This window comes from Lacticaseibacillus zhaodongensis, from assembly GCF_009687905.1.
Lineage (GTDB): Bacteria > Bacillota > Bacilli > Lactobacillales > Lactobacillaceae > Lacticaseibacillus > Lacticaseibacillus zhaodongensis.
Window position 1 is genome coordinate 1 of sequence record NZ_BLBG01000024.1, and the last position, 16,285, is coordinate 16,285.

The following is a 16,285-nucleotide window of genomic DNA, read 5'->3' on the forward strand; positions in this document are numbered from 1 at the left end:
GAAAGGGCGCCATGAAGGAAATCCGAAGATTTCCTCCATGGCGCCTACTTAACGTGGGGTTATGTCACAACCCCTTTTTGCCAAAATTTTGCCCTTGCGCGCCGCTTCTGGCCAAGCCGCACGTGTAAAATATGCACGGTATGGTAGACTGAGGGTAGATAAAGAAGCAAGCAGACTATAAAAAAGTGGAGGTAGAATTATGGAAATCACACGTCACGGCGAAGCAGCCCAGACAAACGGCGTTGCTTTGCAATTGGGACATGAGGTACCAGCATTTTCCCTGCAAAAGGCGGACGGTAGCACGTTCACGCAGGAACAGCTGCACGGTGAGTACACGCTGATCAGTGTTGTGCCAAACATCAACACACGGGTTTGCAGCATCTCAACCAAGCGTTTTAACCAGTCAGTTGACCAGTTCAAGGATGTTCAGTTCTTGACTGTCTCCACGAACACTAACGCTGAACAGGAATCTTGGTGCGCAGCTGAAGGCGTCAAGAGCATGCAACTTTTGTCCGACGCCAAGCACGACTTTGGGACCGCGTTTGGCCTGTACCTCGCTGATAACGGTACGGATGCCCGCAGTGTCTGGATCATCACTCCAGACGGCAAGGTGGCTTACCGGGAGCTCGTTCAGGAAGAGTCCGACGAACCCGACTACAATTCAGCACTGGCTTACCTTGAGGCACACCAGCACAACGCTGCTGAATAAGTGGGATTAAACAGTTAATGTGGAGCGGGTGGTCATTGACCGCCCGTTTTTTGTTGGAGCGCGGAGGGCACATTGGCAACTTATTCACTGCTTAACCACAGCCTGTCAACAAGTTGTCCACAGCTGGGTAAGAAGCAAAGCCCCAAAATACGCGTTTTTTGCTAAAGTTATCCACATTTACCGGTAGCTATGCACCGCGAGTGGGGGATATCCACCCTTATTTAGCATTTTGGTGCATAAGTTTGGCGACGTGGGGCACAAAAAACCGCCACTCAATATTTTGCTGAGTGGCGGTTAAGCTTACTTGTGGATTAAATGTTGGGTTTAAGCTGCGAGCACGTGGTCCTTGACCCAGTCCTTGACTTGCTTTGGACTGAGGCGCTCGCCGTTACCGATGTGGTCGACCTGCTTACCATCTTCGAACAGGACGAAGGCGGGGATGCCGCGCAGACCCTGAGCCTTGGCTACTTCGATGTTGGCATCACGGTCAGCATCGACCCAGCCAGCACCTTCGCTAGTAGCGAGTTCCTTGATTTCCTCAACGAAAGGCTTGATGGCCTTGCAATCGCCGCACCAGTCGGCGGTTAAAAACATGAGTTGCTTACCTGGTTTGTTGATAACTGCGTTTACTTCATCATCTGAGACGACTGTTGGTTTGTACAATTGCATATTGCATGCTCTCCTTCTGTGGGTTCCGGCATAAAAGCCTAGGGAACCGCTTGTCTTGACCAGTGACTGGATAATGTCTCTGGTCACAATTCATTATGGCAGATTTTTTGGATTTTGCAAACAAATAGTAAGCAGTTCTGTGCTTGCGTCTTTTGCCAATGCTCCATATAATGAACTTTATGGTTTTTGATTGATTGTAAAATTTGGAGGCGTAATGGTGAGCGAAGAACGAACTTTGATTTTGGTTAAACCGGATGGGGTCGCTAGTGGTCACATCGGGGATGTCATTAGTCGCTTGGAACGACGCCGCTACAAGATCACGGCACTGAAGGTCGTCCAGGCTACCGATGCCCAACTGCAGGAACACTACCACGCACTTGTGGATAAGCCTTACTATCCGGGCATTCAAAAGTTTATGCAGGAGACACCGATCGTGGCGATGGTTGCCAGTGGCACCGATATCGTTAACGTTTTCCACAAGATGGTTGGCGCCACTGAGCCTAGTGAGGCCGCAATCGGCACTATCCGTGGTGATTACGGCCGCAGTTGGGGCCCTGGTCCTATTCGTAACGTTGTGCACAGCTCAGACAGCGTCGCCAGCGCCGAACGTGAAATCCCGATTTGGTTCCCAGAACTAAAAGATTAATGCGATGAATGTTGAAAAATGCCGCGGACTTTCGCGGCATTTTTACGTGGAGCGGCTTCGATTCTGGCGGTCAGGGCGGTATAATTGGCCCGTAACGGACACGAAACGGAGGTTCTGCTAATGAACAATGAGGAACGGACGCTGATTCTGGTAAAGCCAGATGGGGTCGAGTATGGCCACATTGGCGAGATTATCACGCGCCTTGAACGTCGGCGTTACAGTATTGATGCATTGAAGGTAGTGCACGCAACTAAAGACCAGCTGCAGCAGCATTATGCCAAGCTGGTTGCCAAGCCGTTTTACCACGAAATCGAGGACTACATGTTAGAGGGCCCAATCGTGGCAATTGTCGCTAGTGGTGCGAACATTATTAATGTCTTTCACAAAATGGCTGGTAAGACCAACCCTGGTGACGCGGACTGCGGCACCATCCGCGGCGATTTCGGCCGGGATTGGGACGATGGGATTGTCCGCAATGTCGTCCACAGCTCAGATGGCGTTGAAAGTGCCGAACGGGAAATTAGCATCTGGTTCCCTGAGGGCGTTAGCGAGTAGTGTTGGTTCGTAAGTGAAGAAGAAATTGAAAAGCGCCTCGCTGGGTTTGCAGCGGGGCGCTTGTTTGATGTATTGAGGTAAAGACCTAAAGACCAGGTTCGAAAGATTAAGTTCAAAAGACCGTTCTAACTTACGGTGCCGAGTCGAGCTGTGCGGGGCAGAAGCTTGCGCTTAACACACTTCAGACCAAATGCCTAAGCCCTAGCATTTGGTCTGAAGTACGTTAATGCTCAGCTTCCGAGCGCCCCGTTTCGCTCTGTTTCTGAGTCGAGCTGCGCGAGGCAGAAGCTTGCGGCTAACCTATTTTTGAAATAATGCCAAACCCAGGCATCATTTCAAAAATTTGTTAGTCCTCAGCTTCTAAGCGCCTCGCTCCGCTCTGTTTCATAGTCGAGCTGCGCCACCCTGCTCCTTCCGCTCAAAATGATTTAGGCCTTGACGAGAAGACCACTCGCCAAAACCTAAATCACCTTGATGCTCAGTAGCAACCCGGGTGGCTCCGCTCTGTTAATAATCTACAATCCTACTTCCATGCACCTCATGCACGCCAAGTGCGGAGGTGATGATTTCTGCGTTACGACTGTTGATACCGCCGCCGGGGAGAATCTCGATGCGGCCCGCTGCGCAGCGGATGATTTCCTTTAGGTGCAGCAAGTTGGCCGTGATTGGCGTACCGATAATGCCGCCGTGGGTCAGGATGCGCTTGACCCCGTGGTCGGCAAGCCAGTCGACAGCTGCGGATTGCTCCTCATCGTTGATCACGTCAAAAGCCATGTGGCAAACAACGTCCATGCCTGCGCTGGCAGCAATCAGTCTGCTCATCGTTGCTTCGTCCAGCTTGCCTTCCGCTGTCAGCGCGCCAAAAGCAACGGCGGGAACGCCCAGTGCGGCCGCACTACGGATGTCCTCGAGCATCATGTTAATTTCCATTTCGTTGTAAACGAAGTTGCCACTGCGGGGCCGAATCATGGCGACGAGTGGAATGTTGTGTTCCTTGGTGTACTTGGCGCTGCATGCCATCACACCGCGAGAAACCGTGGTGCCACCCACGGCAAGGTTGTCGTTCAACTCAACCCGATCAGCACCAGCAGCGATGGCCGCCGGGATATTTGTAAAGTTCTCAACTGCAATTTCTCTGTACACGGTTTCAGTCCCCCTTGGCGTTAAGTTTACCATGTTTTCTGTAATTTAGCTGGCAGCAATCAAATTAATCCGGGCCCAGTGCAAAATGAATTGGCAACGATATCCATGTCCCGTGGCGGGGGATTAACATTGATCAGAAAGTTCTTGGGTGCGTTTACTTATGGCACACTGGTGGCAAGCGCCCGGTAAGCCGCGGATTTACCCGGTATCTATGCTAAAATGATGAAGGATTATTAGAACGTTAATAACAAAAAAGTAGATAGTCAGCGACTGGTTCAAGGCTTCGGGTGATTTTTTGCGCCCACAGGTTGGGAACGCCGGGGCTGACTATTGGAATCGAAGCATTTGGGGGATTAGGCTGGTGGAATTCTTTAACTGGCAAATATGGGTGGTGCATTTGTTTTTATCACTCATCATTGTGATGGGATACACTGCCGTTCACGGTGTGCTGTGGGAAATGGCGTATGGCACCACACAAAAAGTTAGTGGTGGCGTGCGCAGTGCTGTTCGGGTCATCATTCCGCTATGGGCACTGGTGGTTCTGTTTACGTTGAGTTACGCAATGTACATAGATCCAATGAACGACGTCTTCTACCGCAATCTGCAGCTAGTGTTTGTTTGTATTCAGGTAATGGATGATAATCTCGATTTGTTTTCCTATGTGGTGCGAGTGGGTGTTGTTTATGTATTCCTATTCCTCAGCTTTTTAGGCGGTGCGGTAAGTTTGCCGCTGTTGGTGCTTAATGGCGTGACGATTTTGTTAGCCTCCGTTGTCACGCGGTGGCGGCGCGGATGGCTGAACGACAGCTACCTACTCGTGGGCTTAATTTTGATTATGCTTGCCTGTGTGTTTTGGCTACCGCAAACCCACGTGGCACTTGCAAACAGGCTGGCAATAATGGTGACTTATCTCGCCATGGCCACGTATGTGTTCATCCACTGGCACAGTATGCGCAATCGGGACAACCGGATGCGGATGCTGAGGCAGCGCGCAGATATTGATTCTTTGACGCAGGTCAAAACCTACTCGCGTTTCCACGATGATGTCGCGGCGATGGTGACCGATGCACAAGAACGGCAGACTGCACTGACGATGGTCATGCTGGATATCGACCATTTCAAAAGTGTTAACGATGAATACGGTCATCCGAGTGGTAATGATGTGCTCGTGGGTGTGTCCAGTTTACTGGACGATGTGCTTGCGCAGCACGCGGGGATGCACCAGATTTATCGGACCGGTGGCGAGGAATTCAACATCGTCTTTCAAGATGCTAAACCACAGGATGTGATTGCCATTGTTGAAGATTGCTGGCGCCAAGTGCGGGAACATGATTTTGTCGTTGGTGGGCAGCACATTCAGGTGACAATTTCTGTTGGCGTTACCGCGCTGCGGCCTGGTGAGGGCTACGAAGAGACCTTTAAGCGTGCCGATAACAACTTGTACATGTCCAAACGCCACGGTCGCGATACGATCACCGTCGATGGGGTGACGGAGCAGCTTGGCGACCGGCAAATCGCCATGTTTACTTATTCCTACTACACGCAAGCAATCGTTGACATGCAAACAGGGGTGACGGTGCGCAACGAACTGCTGCTGCGGACCTTCGACGAAACGATGAACCAGTGGCGGCTGCCGGATAACTTCGATATTTCGCCGGCGACGCAGATTGATTTGTTGCGGCGGACGTTGGGCCAGCTAGAGGTGCCAGCGATGAGTGTTAACTTGCGGCAGGATCAGTTCACGAATCTGCGCATGGCTAATAGCCTGATCAGCTTCGCACACCAGAATGAAATGTCCGCCCCCTTAGTTGTCGAGCTGACGGACCTGCCGCCACTTGCTTTAATGGAGCGCTACAGCGAGTTGTACCATAATGCAGGCATTCAGCTTTACATTGACGATATTGAGTCGGAGCAATCTTTCGCAACGGCCCGGCCGTACCTGCCATTCGTTGATGGGGTCAAGTTCGTGTTGCAAAATGCCCGGCGCGACAGTGAGGGCACCGCGTTGCACAAACGGGTCGTCTCCTGGCAGCAGGAAGCCAAGCAGTACGGCGTTAACTTTGTGCTAGAAGGGGTCGAGAGCGCCGCGGATGCTGAGAAGGGCTTGAGTTTGGGAATCACACTCGGTGAAGGCTATTACTATTCACGGCCGGCACTGCCATACTTACGCTAGTGCTGCGGGAAGATACATGCAGACGCAATAAATTGGGGAAAGATTAATGCTTAATTGGGGTCTTTGGTACATTCATCTGTTCATATCAACCACCGCTATAGCTGGAATGGTGGTCGCATACAATCGCGACTGGACCTACGCCTTTCGCGGTAACCTGGATAAAGATGTGCGCTTGCACCACCATGCGCGCGCAATGTTGACGGCCGGCCCGATTATGTTGGCCTTGATTCTCGAGCTCGCGGCGTATGCAGATCCAATTAACTGGCAACTCTACGTTAATCTGGAATTGTTCGCGCTGGCGTACCCGCTGCTAGATGAAGAAATCGGGCGCGGTGAGTTTTGGATCCGGGCTGGGGCCTACGCCACCTTCTGGGTTTGGCAGCACCAGTTTTACAGTTGGTACGTATGGCTTTGCGGTGGACTGGTACTGCTGTCATTCTTTGCAATTCGGTACTGGCAGGAACAAGTTCATTATCAGTGGTGGGCCAACACAATGCTGGCGTTCTTTCTGGCTTACACCTTTTGGAGTCCGCTCGCCCGCATGCCGCTGGGGGCTGAGTTTGGGCCAATCGTCACGTTCTTGATCATGAACTTGATGGTCTTCATTTATTGGAGTGGCATTCATCAGCAAGATTTGCGGAGTCAGAAGCTGGAAACGCGCGCCAATTTTGACGCTTTAACTAATGCGAAGAGTTTTGCCCTGTTCCGCAGTGATGCGGATCAGCTGTTTGCGCGGGCCCGGGCTGAGCACTTGCCCCTGACGATGGTGATGCTGGACATTGACCACTTCAAGTCGATCAATGACCGTTATGGCCACCTCGCCGGCAATGCGGTGCTCATCGGTGTCGCGACGCTGCTAGACAAAATTTTGCGCGATTCAGTTGGCGGTGGTGGGCACCAAATCTACCGGACCGGTGGCGAAGAATTCAATATTATCTTTCTCGGCCGGACTCCTGCAGAGGTCCAGCCCATCGTTGAAAGTTGCTGGCGCGGGGTGCGCCAGGCCAAGTTCAGCTACGAAAAGCACCAAGTCGGAGTCACCATCTCCCTGGGGGTTGCTGGTATTGAGGACACTGACGATGATGCGAGCGTGCTCTATAAGCGTGCCGATGATAACCTGTACCAATCTAAGCGGTCCGGACGCGATACCATCACCATTGACGGTAAGACGCTCCGGGTCAACGAACGCCCCGTTGGTGGTGTGACCTACAGTTTCTTCACCCAACCGATCATTGACATTAACGATAAACACGTTCTGCGTAACGAGTTACTACTGCGGATGTATGACGTGCAAAGACAGGAGTGGCTACTTCCCGAACATTTTGACGTTTCCAGCGCCACCCAAATCGACCTGATGACACGGGTACTTGCGCAAGTCAGTGTCCATTCCATTAGTATCAACTTGACCCGCGAACAGTTCGCCAGCGAACAGGTGGCGGAAGCAATGATCAACTTCGCACACACGAACCCGCATTTGGTGAAGCTGACCGTTGAGGTGACCCGCTTACCCACGGCTGATGTCACCAAGCAAATGTGCAAAATGTACCATGCGGGTGGTGTTGACGTTGCCATCGATGACGTGGGGGATGCCAACAAGTGGCTGGCCGTTCGCGAAGTCATTGACGATGTCGACTGCATCAAAATGACGCTGCGGCTGATTGCACGGCAGTACACGGACAAACAGGTTCTGGCCAGTGTGAAGTTCTGGTACGCATTGGCGCGGGAGCACGATAAGCTGTTCACGCTGGAAGGTGTCGAGAATGCTGCAGACGAACAGATTGCAATTACGACGGGAGTTACGCGGCTGCAGGGATTCTATTATGGCCGTCCGGTGATGCCGCAGTTCAACTAGTTTTGTGGGGAGCAGACGCTTAGCTGCCTTGCTGGGGCACATTTCCTTCTGCTAGTTTGGCATGCTACTAAGTGGAACATATTACGTGAAAGGTCGCATCCGATTGTTTTCGAAGAGGGTGCGACCATTTTGTTACGTCCAAATCCCGGCAGCAGAAAAAATTTTGAACCTTCAAAGTAAGTATTATGTTGCTTGCGAACTCTTTAGATATAAGGAGGCGCAGACAATGTATACAGTGAACATCAGCAAGACTGCCGACCGGGACCTGCGGCGGGAGAGTCAGATGAGCGTGCGTAAAAAAATAGAACGGGTCATCGCCATTTTGGCTGAGAACCCGTTCCAAGCGCCACCGCGTTACGAGAAGTTGGCGGAGGATGTTGATCTATATTCGCGGAGAGTTAATGTGCAGCACCGCGTTGTGTACAAAGTCGACAAGGAGCGGCGCTTGGTGCATGTGCTCGCCGTGCGGTCGCACTACGAGTGACTACAAGGTAATCATGCGCGCGGTGCGGATGTTGTCGTTTTGCGAAATGTCATCAACCAGCTCTGCGTAATTCATCTGCCGCGGCATTTCGATGCGGTAGATGTTTTTATATAGCGGTTCGCCATTGTCGGCACCCGTTTTTTCAGTGCTGAAGGCCACCCCCACAACGTTGATCTTGTGTTCACGGAAGTAGGTTTTGATGAATGCTTGGGTAGTGACGCGGTCGATGTATTTCACCTCAAATTTACGAATTGGGGTGATCTTGATGGCGCGCTTCAGCACGGTCAAGACGATCAGGACGCAAAGGGCACCGGCAATCCCGATTTCGTAGTAGCCCATCCCAATGGCCAGGCCCACACCCGCGGTTGCCCACAGAGACGCGGCGGTGGTCAGTCCGGAGATGTTGTGCCGGGTGACGATAATCGTCCCGGCGCCCAAGAACCCAATGCCGCTGACGACTTGCGCAATCAGTCGTGCGGGATCGGCTCGGATGACCTCATAGATTTCGTGGTGGGTGGAGGCAAAGGCAATGGTTTGGGCGGCAATCTGCTGCTGAATCATTGCGATGATGCAGGCTCCCAGACAGACCAGAATGTGGGTCCGCATGCCGGCCGGGTGACTGTGCTGTTCCCGGTTATAACCGATGATTCCGGCCATGAGTGTTGCTAGGCCGAGGCGAATCAATAGATCGTTAGTGCTGACGGCAAACAAATGGCATCCCCCTTTCAATAGTGAATTGGAACTTGTGGACGCATTAAACATATCTTAGTTGTCTAGATATATAGTAGCAAGGCTCAATAGCACTTGCACAATTAATTCAGCCAAAACCGTCAAAATTAGATAACAGACTTTATTGATTTTGACACCGCAGGGCCATTTTGCCGGCCACGCAGGTCCAAATCGGAATGCTACAAGTAAGTATACAAAAAGTAACGTTTTTGTCGTAATAATGAAACCAAATCTACCACTTTTGACCGATGTTTCGGTATACCCTATAGTCATAGAATAATAACAACTAATACAAAAGGGGCGAGGCGCGATGGTCGAAAGTAATTATGAATACCGTGATCTGATCATGGATAATCCACAGGCCACAAAACGGCTTGAAGCATATAAGCGTTGCGGCTGGGAAGTCATTGACATTCGGCAAAGTGCTAACGCCCGTGTGCGCATGCGGCGGCATTTGACCGCGTCCGAATACCCTGCTTGGCAAAAGGCCGAGCAGCGCTTCGAACGGGAGTTGCAGCGTGAAGACATCATGGCTGACAGCCCGCACTGGATCGGCAAGCTGCTCGCCCGTCTTTAATGTGCAAGCTCGGCAATTAAAGTAAAGTTGAAATTTGCAGATAGTAGGCAACCGGCCCGTATCTAGATTATTTTTGACGATGCCAATTGCACGTGCTAAACTCAAAGCAATATGTAAGGCCAGCGGATAGTAGCCGCTGCGTTTCGACACGAGAGAGCCGGTGGGTGCTGCAAACCGGCGCGGACGCAGGGGTGAATTACAACGTGATGTGCGGCTTTGGGGTGCAGACCCTTATCCCTGATCAAAGGTGGCTGCGGCCACGAAATTGTGGGTGGTACCGCGACACGTTCGTCCCCAAGCGTAGAGATACGTTTGGGGACTTTTTTGTTGGTCAAAAATTAATTGGAGGAAATTATGGCAGACGCAGATAACATTATTGATGAGCTTGACTGGCGCGGGGCTTTGAACCAGATGACGGATGAAGAGGGCTTGCGCAAGGTCACGAGCGAGAAGAAAATCAGCTTGTATTGTGGGACCGACCCAACTGGGGACTCACTGCACGTTGGGCACCTCATCCCCTTCATGATCCTCAAGCGGTTCCAACTGATGGGGCACCACCCCGTCATTGTTATTGGTGGGGGGACCGGTTCCATCGGGGATCCATCCGGCCGCAACAGTGAACGAGTCTTGCAGACGATGGACGTTATCCACGCCAACGAAAAGAAGCTGACCGCCCAGATGGAGAAGCTTTTCGGTACGGACAATTTCACAATCGTCAACAACTATGACTGGCTGAGCAAAATGTCCCTGCTTGGTTTCCTGCGCGATTACGGGAAGCTTTTCTCCGTTAACAACATGTTGAACAAGGAAGTTGTTGCCAGCCGCCTCGAAGCGGGAATCAGTTACACTGAATTCACCTATCAGATTTTGCAGTCCGTCGACTTTTTGACCTTGTACCGCGAGCACGATGTTCAGCTGCAAATCGGTGGCGCTGACCAGTGGGGTAACATCACCGCTGGGATCGACCTCATCCACCGGCTTGAAGGCCAAGATGCGAAGGTGTTCGGCCTGACCAATCCACTTATGCTCAAGAGCGATGGCACGAAGTTCGGCAAGTCCGCTGGCGGTGCCGTTTGGCTTGACCCGGAGAAGACCAGTCCTTACGAGTTCTACCAGTTCTGGTTCAACCAGGACGACGCCGACGTGGAGAAGTTCCTGAAGTTCTTCACCTTCCTGAGCAAGGAAGAAATCGCCGACCTTGTCCAGCAGACGAAGGACCAGCCACAAAAGCGGGCCGCCCAGCGCAAGTTGGCTGAAGAAGTCACCGAATTCGTGCACGGCAAGCAGGCCGTTGTCGAAGCAGAGGCAATCTCCGCTGCATTGTTCTCCGGGGACGTTGCCGACCTGAGCGTTAGTGAAATCGAACAGGGCTTTGCCGGTGTCCCAAGCTTTGACGCGACAAACGAGCAGCACGACCTAGTCGAGTTCCTGACCGCCACGACGACGATTGAAAAGTCCCGGCGTCAGGCGCGTGAAGACATCACAAATGGTGCCATCTCCGTTAACGGTGAACGGGTCCGCGATGTTGACTACGTGGTCGACCCAAGTAGTCACTTCGACGGCAAGTTCGTCATCGTCCGCCGCGGTAAGAAGAAGTACTTCTTGGTACGGATCAAGTAAGATGCGCAGCGGGGCGGTTAGAAGCTGAGCATTTGTGTACTCCGGGAGGAATGCCTGGGCTTTGGCATTGCTTCCGGAGTGTGCAAAGCGCAGGCTTCTGCCCCGCGGAGCTCAGTTCAGCACCGTAGCCAACAACCTTACGAACAACAAAGGGTCCACCAGCCATCCCGGCTAGTGGACCCTTTGCTATGTTCGCATTTTGCAAACTATCACTTGTGCGGAATTTACTTATGTTCCCGCTTTAACTTCAACTTTGGGCTTGGTTTACAGGCGAAGCGGTAGGTACGGCGACCACGGCGATCTTCAATCCGCCGCGGTGCTCTAATGCCTTGCGCTTGTCTATGCTTAATAGATTAACGGGGGTGTGTGAAGATTCAGCGCCGATTTTACTAAGGATGTGCAACGAATCGCGGAAAAATAGCTAAAAAAGACCGCTAAAACGGTGATTGCGACCATAAGGTAACTTCACCGTAACTACACTGTAACGTTTGAGTGGTAGGCTGTTAGACAGTGATTATTACGATATGGGGTGGATTAAATTTGAAGACAGCTAAGTTAATGGTTACAGCCATTGCTGCCTTAACGGTTGCAAGTAACGTTGCCGGTAGTTTGATGACAGTTTCTGCTGATTCTGTCAGTGACGCGCAGTCAGCCATTACTGCTAACAAGAGTAAGTCAGCCAAGATTGTGGCTAGCATCGAAAAGGCTAACGCCAAGGTCATCGATCTGAACCGGCAGGTGAGCGACAAAGATGCCGCCATCAGCAAGGCCAACAAGGATATCAGTGCTGCTAAGGCCCAGATTGCTAAGTTGGACACACAAATCACCGCGCAGAAGAAGGAAATCACTGCGCGGAAGGACATCATGGCTAAGCAGCTCGTTTCCTTACAAAAGGAAACCGGTGATTCCGTCACCGGGAATGTTTACGCTGACTTCATTTTGAACTCTAAGAACCTCTCCGACCTTGTTTCTCGAGGCGTGACTGTCAACAAGTTGAACCAAGCCAACAAGGACGCGCTTGACGCTGTACAAAATGCCAAGAGCAAGCTGGATAGCCTCCAGAGCGAACAAGAGGCCAAAGCTAAAGAACTCGAGGCCAACAAGCAGAGCCTGGTTACCGATAAGGCTGATCTGGTGAGCTTGAAGGCGGACGCGCAGAAGCAGGAAAGTGCACTTGCCAAGACCCTGAAGGACAACAAGACCCTGCTTGCAAGCCTGCAGAATCAGTTCGACAAGGCGACGGCTGCCAAAACAGCTGCTGCTAAGGCAGCTGCAGATAAAGCAGCGGCGGCCAAGGCAGCTAAGGCTGATGGTTCAGCGACTAGCGTTACAACGGTGGCCGCAGCTAGCAGTGCCGCTTCCGGCAGTTACAGTGCCAGTGGTAACACCTACCCATGGGGCCAGTGCACTTGGTACGCCAAGCAGCGGTCCGGTTGGGCTGGTAACGGCTGGGGCAACGGTGGCCAGTGGGGCGCATCTGCCGCAGCGCAAGGCTTCCAGGTTGACCACACACCTGCAGCCGGCGCGCTCGTCAGTTTTGCACCTGGTCAGAACGTTGGTGGCTGGACCGCTGATGGCAGTTACGGCCACGTAGCGTACGTTGAATCAGTTTCTGGCAACACCATCACCATTTCCCAAGGCGGGATGGGCTTCAGCAATCCTGCTGGCCCTAACACCCAGACCATTAGTGGCGCCTCAGCGTTCACTTACATTCACCCTAAGAACTAAACTAAATATGTAATCAACTGAACGGGTATCCACGTAGGTGGGTGCCCGCTTTTTAATTTGTTATGCTAGACTAACGTTAACAAAATTAGCCATTGGGACTGGCATTCAGCAAATTGCTAGTTCCATTTAGTGAAGGAGAAGCTATGCGCATTAATATCTTGCAACACGCCACAGACGAAGGTCCCGGCTACATTTTGAACTGGGCGGCGGCGCGGAAGGATGAGGTCTACATTTACCATCCCGCTGAGTTCGGGGCATTGCCGACCGCTGCTGTGACCGACATGCTGGTGCTGTTGGGTGGCCCGATGAGTCCCAACGATGACTTGCCGTGGATTGCGGCGGAACGCAAGCTGATTGCCGAGCTGCTTGCTGCGGGCAAACCGATATTTGGAGCGTGCTTCGGTGCGCAGCAAATTACCAAGTTATTGGGTTACCCAGTCACAAAGGCACCAGCTAAAGAAGTTGGTTGGGCGCCCGTGACGCTGCAGAGTGATATCATTCCCGGGCTCCCGGAGCGGCTCCAAGTCTTGCATTGGCACGAAGAAATGTTCCAGATTCCCACGGACGCGGAGTTACTGTTTTCCAGTGCCGCGGTCAACAACCAGGGCTTTGTCTACAGTAAGCATGTGCTTGGGCTACAATTTCACATTGAGGCCACTCCAAACAACGTCCGCGAGATGGCGGTGAACGATTTTGCCTACACAGCCGGGTCAGTGTTAGGACAATCAGCGGCAGAAATTATCGCTGAATCGGTGCCGGAGGAAAATAAACGGGTCACTTTCAAGCTTTTCGATTACATCACCGAAAATTAAGCTTTTCTAAAGCCACTATTTTGCTTGTTTTGAATGCAAAATGGTGGTCTTTTATGTTCAAACGTGGTAATTACCAGACATATCAGACCTGATTGAGTCAACAAAACGATGGTAAATCGCACTTTTCGTAATATTAGTGCTTGTAAGCGGCCCGCATTTAATCTACTTGCATTATTGTGAGGCAATTGTCACATCCCGAGAAATGTTACTAAGCCTGCTTTTTCGTAATCTGAGCATATTTTGCCAGTAACCGCCTCGTAATTGCCAGACGTTAGGATAGTAAGCGTTGAGAAACGGGATGCGAAGAAATGCGGCTCCATTCCGTTTCACTGGTTCAGCAGGCGCACGACTTTAACCGCGCGTACCTGGACAACTACTAATAGTAAAGACCGCGTCGATATTCGAGGAGGACTTCTATTAATGATTAACACAAAGACACTAGCAGTAACTGGTAAACACGGAATTATGGGCGGATTAGCAGCAATCGCCATGGCAGCAAGCATCTTCTTAATGGGGGGCAGCAAGGTATCCGCTGCGACTAACTGGCAGGCCCGCACCGTTTCTGAAATCTCTAGTCAGATTCAGACCGCTGGCACTTCTGCAAGCTACCAGATCAAGTGGGGCGACACACTCGGCAACATCGCCGCGGCCCTGCAGGAAAATCACGTTAACGTCAGCTCCGCGGAACTGGCCAAGCTGAACAACATGAATGAAGATAGTCTGATTATCGCTGGTAACAAGCTGACCGTCAGTGGCACCGGCGCGAACACGCAGGTCACGGTACAGTCTGCACAGACCCAGCAGCAGAAGACTTACAGTGTTAACCAGTCCAATACCAGCAGCCAGCAATCTGGCACCCAGGCCGCAACGACTACGAGTAACACAGCGGCTGCTACGAGTTCAACTAGCAGCACCAGCCATGGGACTTTTAAGCTGAGCTTCTACGATCCAGCCGTCCTGGGTTCAAACATGGGCTACAGCGGCGTTGCGGCTAACCTCTCAGTCTTTCCTAAGGGCACGCGCCTGAAGATCACATTGAGCAACGGTACGGTTTGGTACCGTACCGTCAACGACACCGGTAGTTTTGCCGCTGCCAACCCGCGTCAGCTCGATGTTGCGATGCCTATCAGTCAGATCCCATCAGCAGGCGTGATGTCAGCAACTGTTGAGGTCATCAATTAAGTTAGCAACTAATTAGTAGCATTAATCACTAGCTGAATGCATGCGCACCTGATCTGAACGGGATCGGGTGCTTTTTTTTGCCATTTTGAAACGCAGCCGGAACAAAATAAACACTTATCCGTGCTACAATTTACACATTCACCACCAATTTGTGGGTGCAAAATCAGTAATCAGCTGAATTCCATCGGTGAGACTAGCGCTACTTGGCAATGTCTTGTATTATTTCCGTATACGCAAAAAAGGAGCTCGAGAAAACATGGGTAATAAGCGAATCATTGTGATAACCGGCGCTACCGGAACAGGTAAAACCACCGTCCAACACTACCTTGCTGACGAATATGGCATTCCGCGGGTCATCACGCACACGACGCGGCCTAAACGTGACGGTGAGCGTGATGGAGTTGATTATTACTTTGAAACGCCAGATAGCTTTCCCCAAAACCATTTTCTTGAACATGTTCAGTATTCCGGCTATGAGTATGGCTCCTCTCACGAAGGGTTAGACCGGGCGTGGGCCAAAAGTGACATTGCGAGTATCGTGCTCGATACCGCGGGGGCAGTTACCTATGCGGATCAATTGGGGGCGGCCGTTGCGGTAATGTTTCTGACAATTGATGATCCAGCGGTCTTGCGGCAGCGGCTGCTCGACCGTGGGGATGCCGTGGAGCGCGTCGAAGCGCGGATTCACAGTAAGGAATACGCTCGCGATTTAGCGATTCCGGCTGCAATCAAGGGTTGTGCCACCGTAATTATGAACGATAATTGGGCCGCAGCCCGCGTTGCGGTGGATCATTTCATTGCTCAGTTAGGGATTCTGGCTCCGGATAAGTTACACTGAAATTAATCGTTTTCAAAATTGGTATAGCTAGCAATAGCCACGTCTGGAGCTGTGACGTGGCTATTATTATGGATTGGTAAGCTGCATCTATCGAAATTTTGATATTTTCTGTGTTTGGAGTGTAACCTTTCCTTGGTGGGTTTGTAACAGTCCTGTAATTGGTGGGGGTTATAGTAGTTCTCGTAAGTTAAGAAATTGCAAAGGCCATTAAGGGCTACATAAATCGACACAGAATTTAATTCAGGAGGACTTCCCATTGAAGAACGCTAATAGTACTTTCAAGAAGAACATCGCAAGTTTCGCTACCGCAGGTGCACTTGGCTTGGCTGCCATCGCAGCTGGCAGCATCGCCGGCAACACGAACAGCGTATCCGCCGCAACTTCAAAGACAGTTGTTGTTAACACCAACTCCGCAACTGTTTACACAGCCGCAAACGGTGCTTCAACAGGAAAGACCCTTCCTAACAACTCCAGCTGGAAGACCTTCAGTTCCGTTAAGGGTTCCGATGGTAAGACATGGTACAACGTTGGTGGTGACCAGTGGGTTTCTGACGACGAAGTTAACATC

The 16,285-nt window shown here is 51.5% G+C and carries 15 protein-coding genes and 1 pseudogene; 13 read left to right on the forward strand and 3 right to left on the reverse strand.

All coding sequences use genetic code 11. The annotated features are described in order from the left end of the window. Positions 1–199: 199 nt before the first annotated feature. Complete coding sequence (gene tpx, locus GN107_RS10330) at positions 200–709, forward strand: thiol peroxidase (RefSeq protein ID WP_155287819.1); 510 nt, start codon at positions 200–202, stop codon at positions 707–709. A gap of 324 nt (positions 710–1,033) precedes the next feature. Here tpx and GN107_RS10335 read toward each other — a convergent pair whose 3' ends face one another. Further along, the gene (locus tag GN107_RS10335) at positions 1,034–1,378 is read right to left on the reverse strand and encodes a thioredoxin family protein (RefSeq protein ID WP_155287818.1); all 345 of its coding nucleotides are present in this window, start codon (positions 1,376–1,378) and stop codon (positions 1,034–1,036) included. Between the two features lie 217 nt (positions 1,379–1,595). On the opposite strand from GN107_RS10335, the gene GN107_RS10340 reads away from it, so the two are divergent. Both GN107_RS10340 and ndk read left to right on the forward strand, forming a co-directional pair. Beyond that, a complete protein-coding gene (locus GN107_RS10340) occupies positions 1,596–2,024 on the forward strand; it encodes a nucleoside-diphosphate kinase (RefSeq protein ID WP_155287817.1) in 429 nt (142 codons plus the stop codon). Between the two features lie 120 nt (positions 2,025–2,144). Then, on the forward strand, positions 2,145–2,579 hold the full coding sequence (gene ndk / locus GN107_RS10345; protein WP_155287816.1) for a nucleoside-diphosphate kinase: 435 nt from the start codon (positions 2,145–2,147) through the stop codon (positions 2,577–2,579). A gap of 507 nt (positions 2,580–3,086) precedes the next feature. Here the strand turns inward: ndk and GN107_RS10350 are convergent. After that, complete coding sequence (locus GN107_RS10350) at positions 3,087–3,722, reverse strand: copper homeostasis protein CutC (RefSeq protein WP_155287815.1); 636 nt, start codon at positions 3,720–3,722, stop codon at positions 3,087–3,089. 397 nt (positions 3,723–4,119) lie between these two features. Between GN107_RS10350 and GN107_RS10355 the strand changes: the two genes are divergently transcribed. The 3 genes from GN107_RS10355 to GN107_RS11330 all read left to right on the forward strand — a co-directional run bounded on the left by GN107_RS10355 (position 4,120) and on the right by GN107_RS11330 (position 8,231). Next, positions 4,120–5,895 (forward strand): sensor domain-containing diguanylate cyclase, encoded by a 1,776-nt coding sequence (locus GN107_RS10355; RefSeq protein ID WP_155287814.1) that lies wholly within the window; start codon positions 4,120–4,122, stop codon positions 5,893–5,895. Between the two features lie 46 nt (positions 5,896–5,941). Then, positions 5,942–7,747 (forward strand): sensor domain-containing diguanylate cyclase, encoded by a 1,806-nt coding sequence (locus tag GN107_RS10360; protein ID WP_155287813.1) that lies wholly within the window; start codon positions 5,942–5,944, stop codon positions 7,745–7,747. A 226-nt stretch (positions 7,748–7,973) separates the two neighbouring features. Then, on the forward strand, positions 7,974–8,231 hold the full coding sequence (locus tag GN107_RS11330; protein ID WP_196246331.1) for a Txe/YoeB family addiction module toxin: 258 nt from the start codon (positions 7,974–7,976) through the stop codon (positions 8,229–8,231). Here GN107_RS11330 and GN107_RS10370 read toward each other — a convergent pair whose 3' ends face one another. Continuing rightward, complete coding sequence (locus GN107_RS10370; protein WP_155287811.1) at positions 8,232–8,942, reverse strand: MgtC/SapB family protein; 711 nt, start codon at positions 8,940–8,942, stop codon at positions 8,232–8,234. It abuts the gene before it with no gap. 328 nt (positions 8,943–9,270) lie between these two features. On the opposite strand from GN107_RS10370, the gene GN107_RS10375 reads away from it, so the two are divergent. The 7 genes and pseudogenes from GN107_RS10375 to GN107_RS11510 all read left to right on the forward strand — a co-directional run. Continuing rightward, positions 9,271–9,537: a hypothetical protein gene (locus GN107_RS10375; protein ID WP_155287810.1), complete on the forward strand. Its 267-nt coding sequence runs from the start codon at positions 9,271–9,273 to the stop codon at positions 9,535–9,537. Positions 9,538–9,891: 354 nt separating this feature from the next. Beyond that, on the forward strand, positions 9,892–11,157 hold the full coding sequence (tyrS, locus tag GN107_RS10380) for a tyrosine--tRNA ligase (protein WP_155287809.1): 1,266 nt from the start codon (positions 9,892–9,894) through the stop codon (positions 11,155–11,157). Positions 11,158–11,697: 540 nt separating this feature from the next. Continuing rightward, positions 11,698–12,885, forward strand: a complete 1,188-nt coding sequence (locus tag GN107_RS10385; RefSeq protein ID WP_155287808.1) for a CHAP domain-containing protein — start codon at positions 11,698–11,700, stop codon at positions 12,883–12,885. Positions 12,886–13,028: 143 nt separating this feature from the next. After that, positions 13,029–13,697 carry a type 1 glutamine amidotransferase gene (locus GN107_RS10390; protein WP_155287807.1) on the forward strand — a complete coding sequence of 223 codons (669 nt, stop codon included), beginning with the start codon at positions 13,029–13,031 and terminating at the stop codon, positions 13,695–13,697. Between the two features lie 420 nt (positions 13,698–14,117). Further along, entirely contained in the window at positions 14,118–14,879 is a 762-nt protein-coding gene (locus GN107_RS11475; protein ID WP_155287806.1) for a DPBB and LysM peptidoglycan-binding domain-containing protein, read from the forward strand. Between the two features lie 256 nt (positions 14,880–15,135). Further along, the gene (locus GN107_RS10400; protein ID WP_155287805.1) at positions 15,136–15,717 is read left to right on the forward strand and encodes a nucleoside/nucleotide kinase family protein; all 582 of its coding nucleotides are present in this window, start codon (positions 15,136–15,138) and stop codon (positions 15,715–15,717) included. Positions 15,718–16,039: 322 nt separating this feature from the next. Beyond that, positions 16,040–16,252 (forward strand): annotated as a pseudogene (locus GN107_RS11510) (hypothetical protein); the annotation flags it as partial. Between the last annotated feature and the right edge of the window lie 33 nt (positions 16,253–16,285).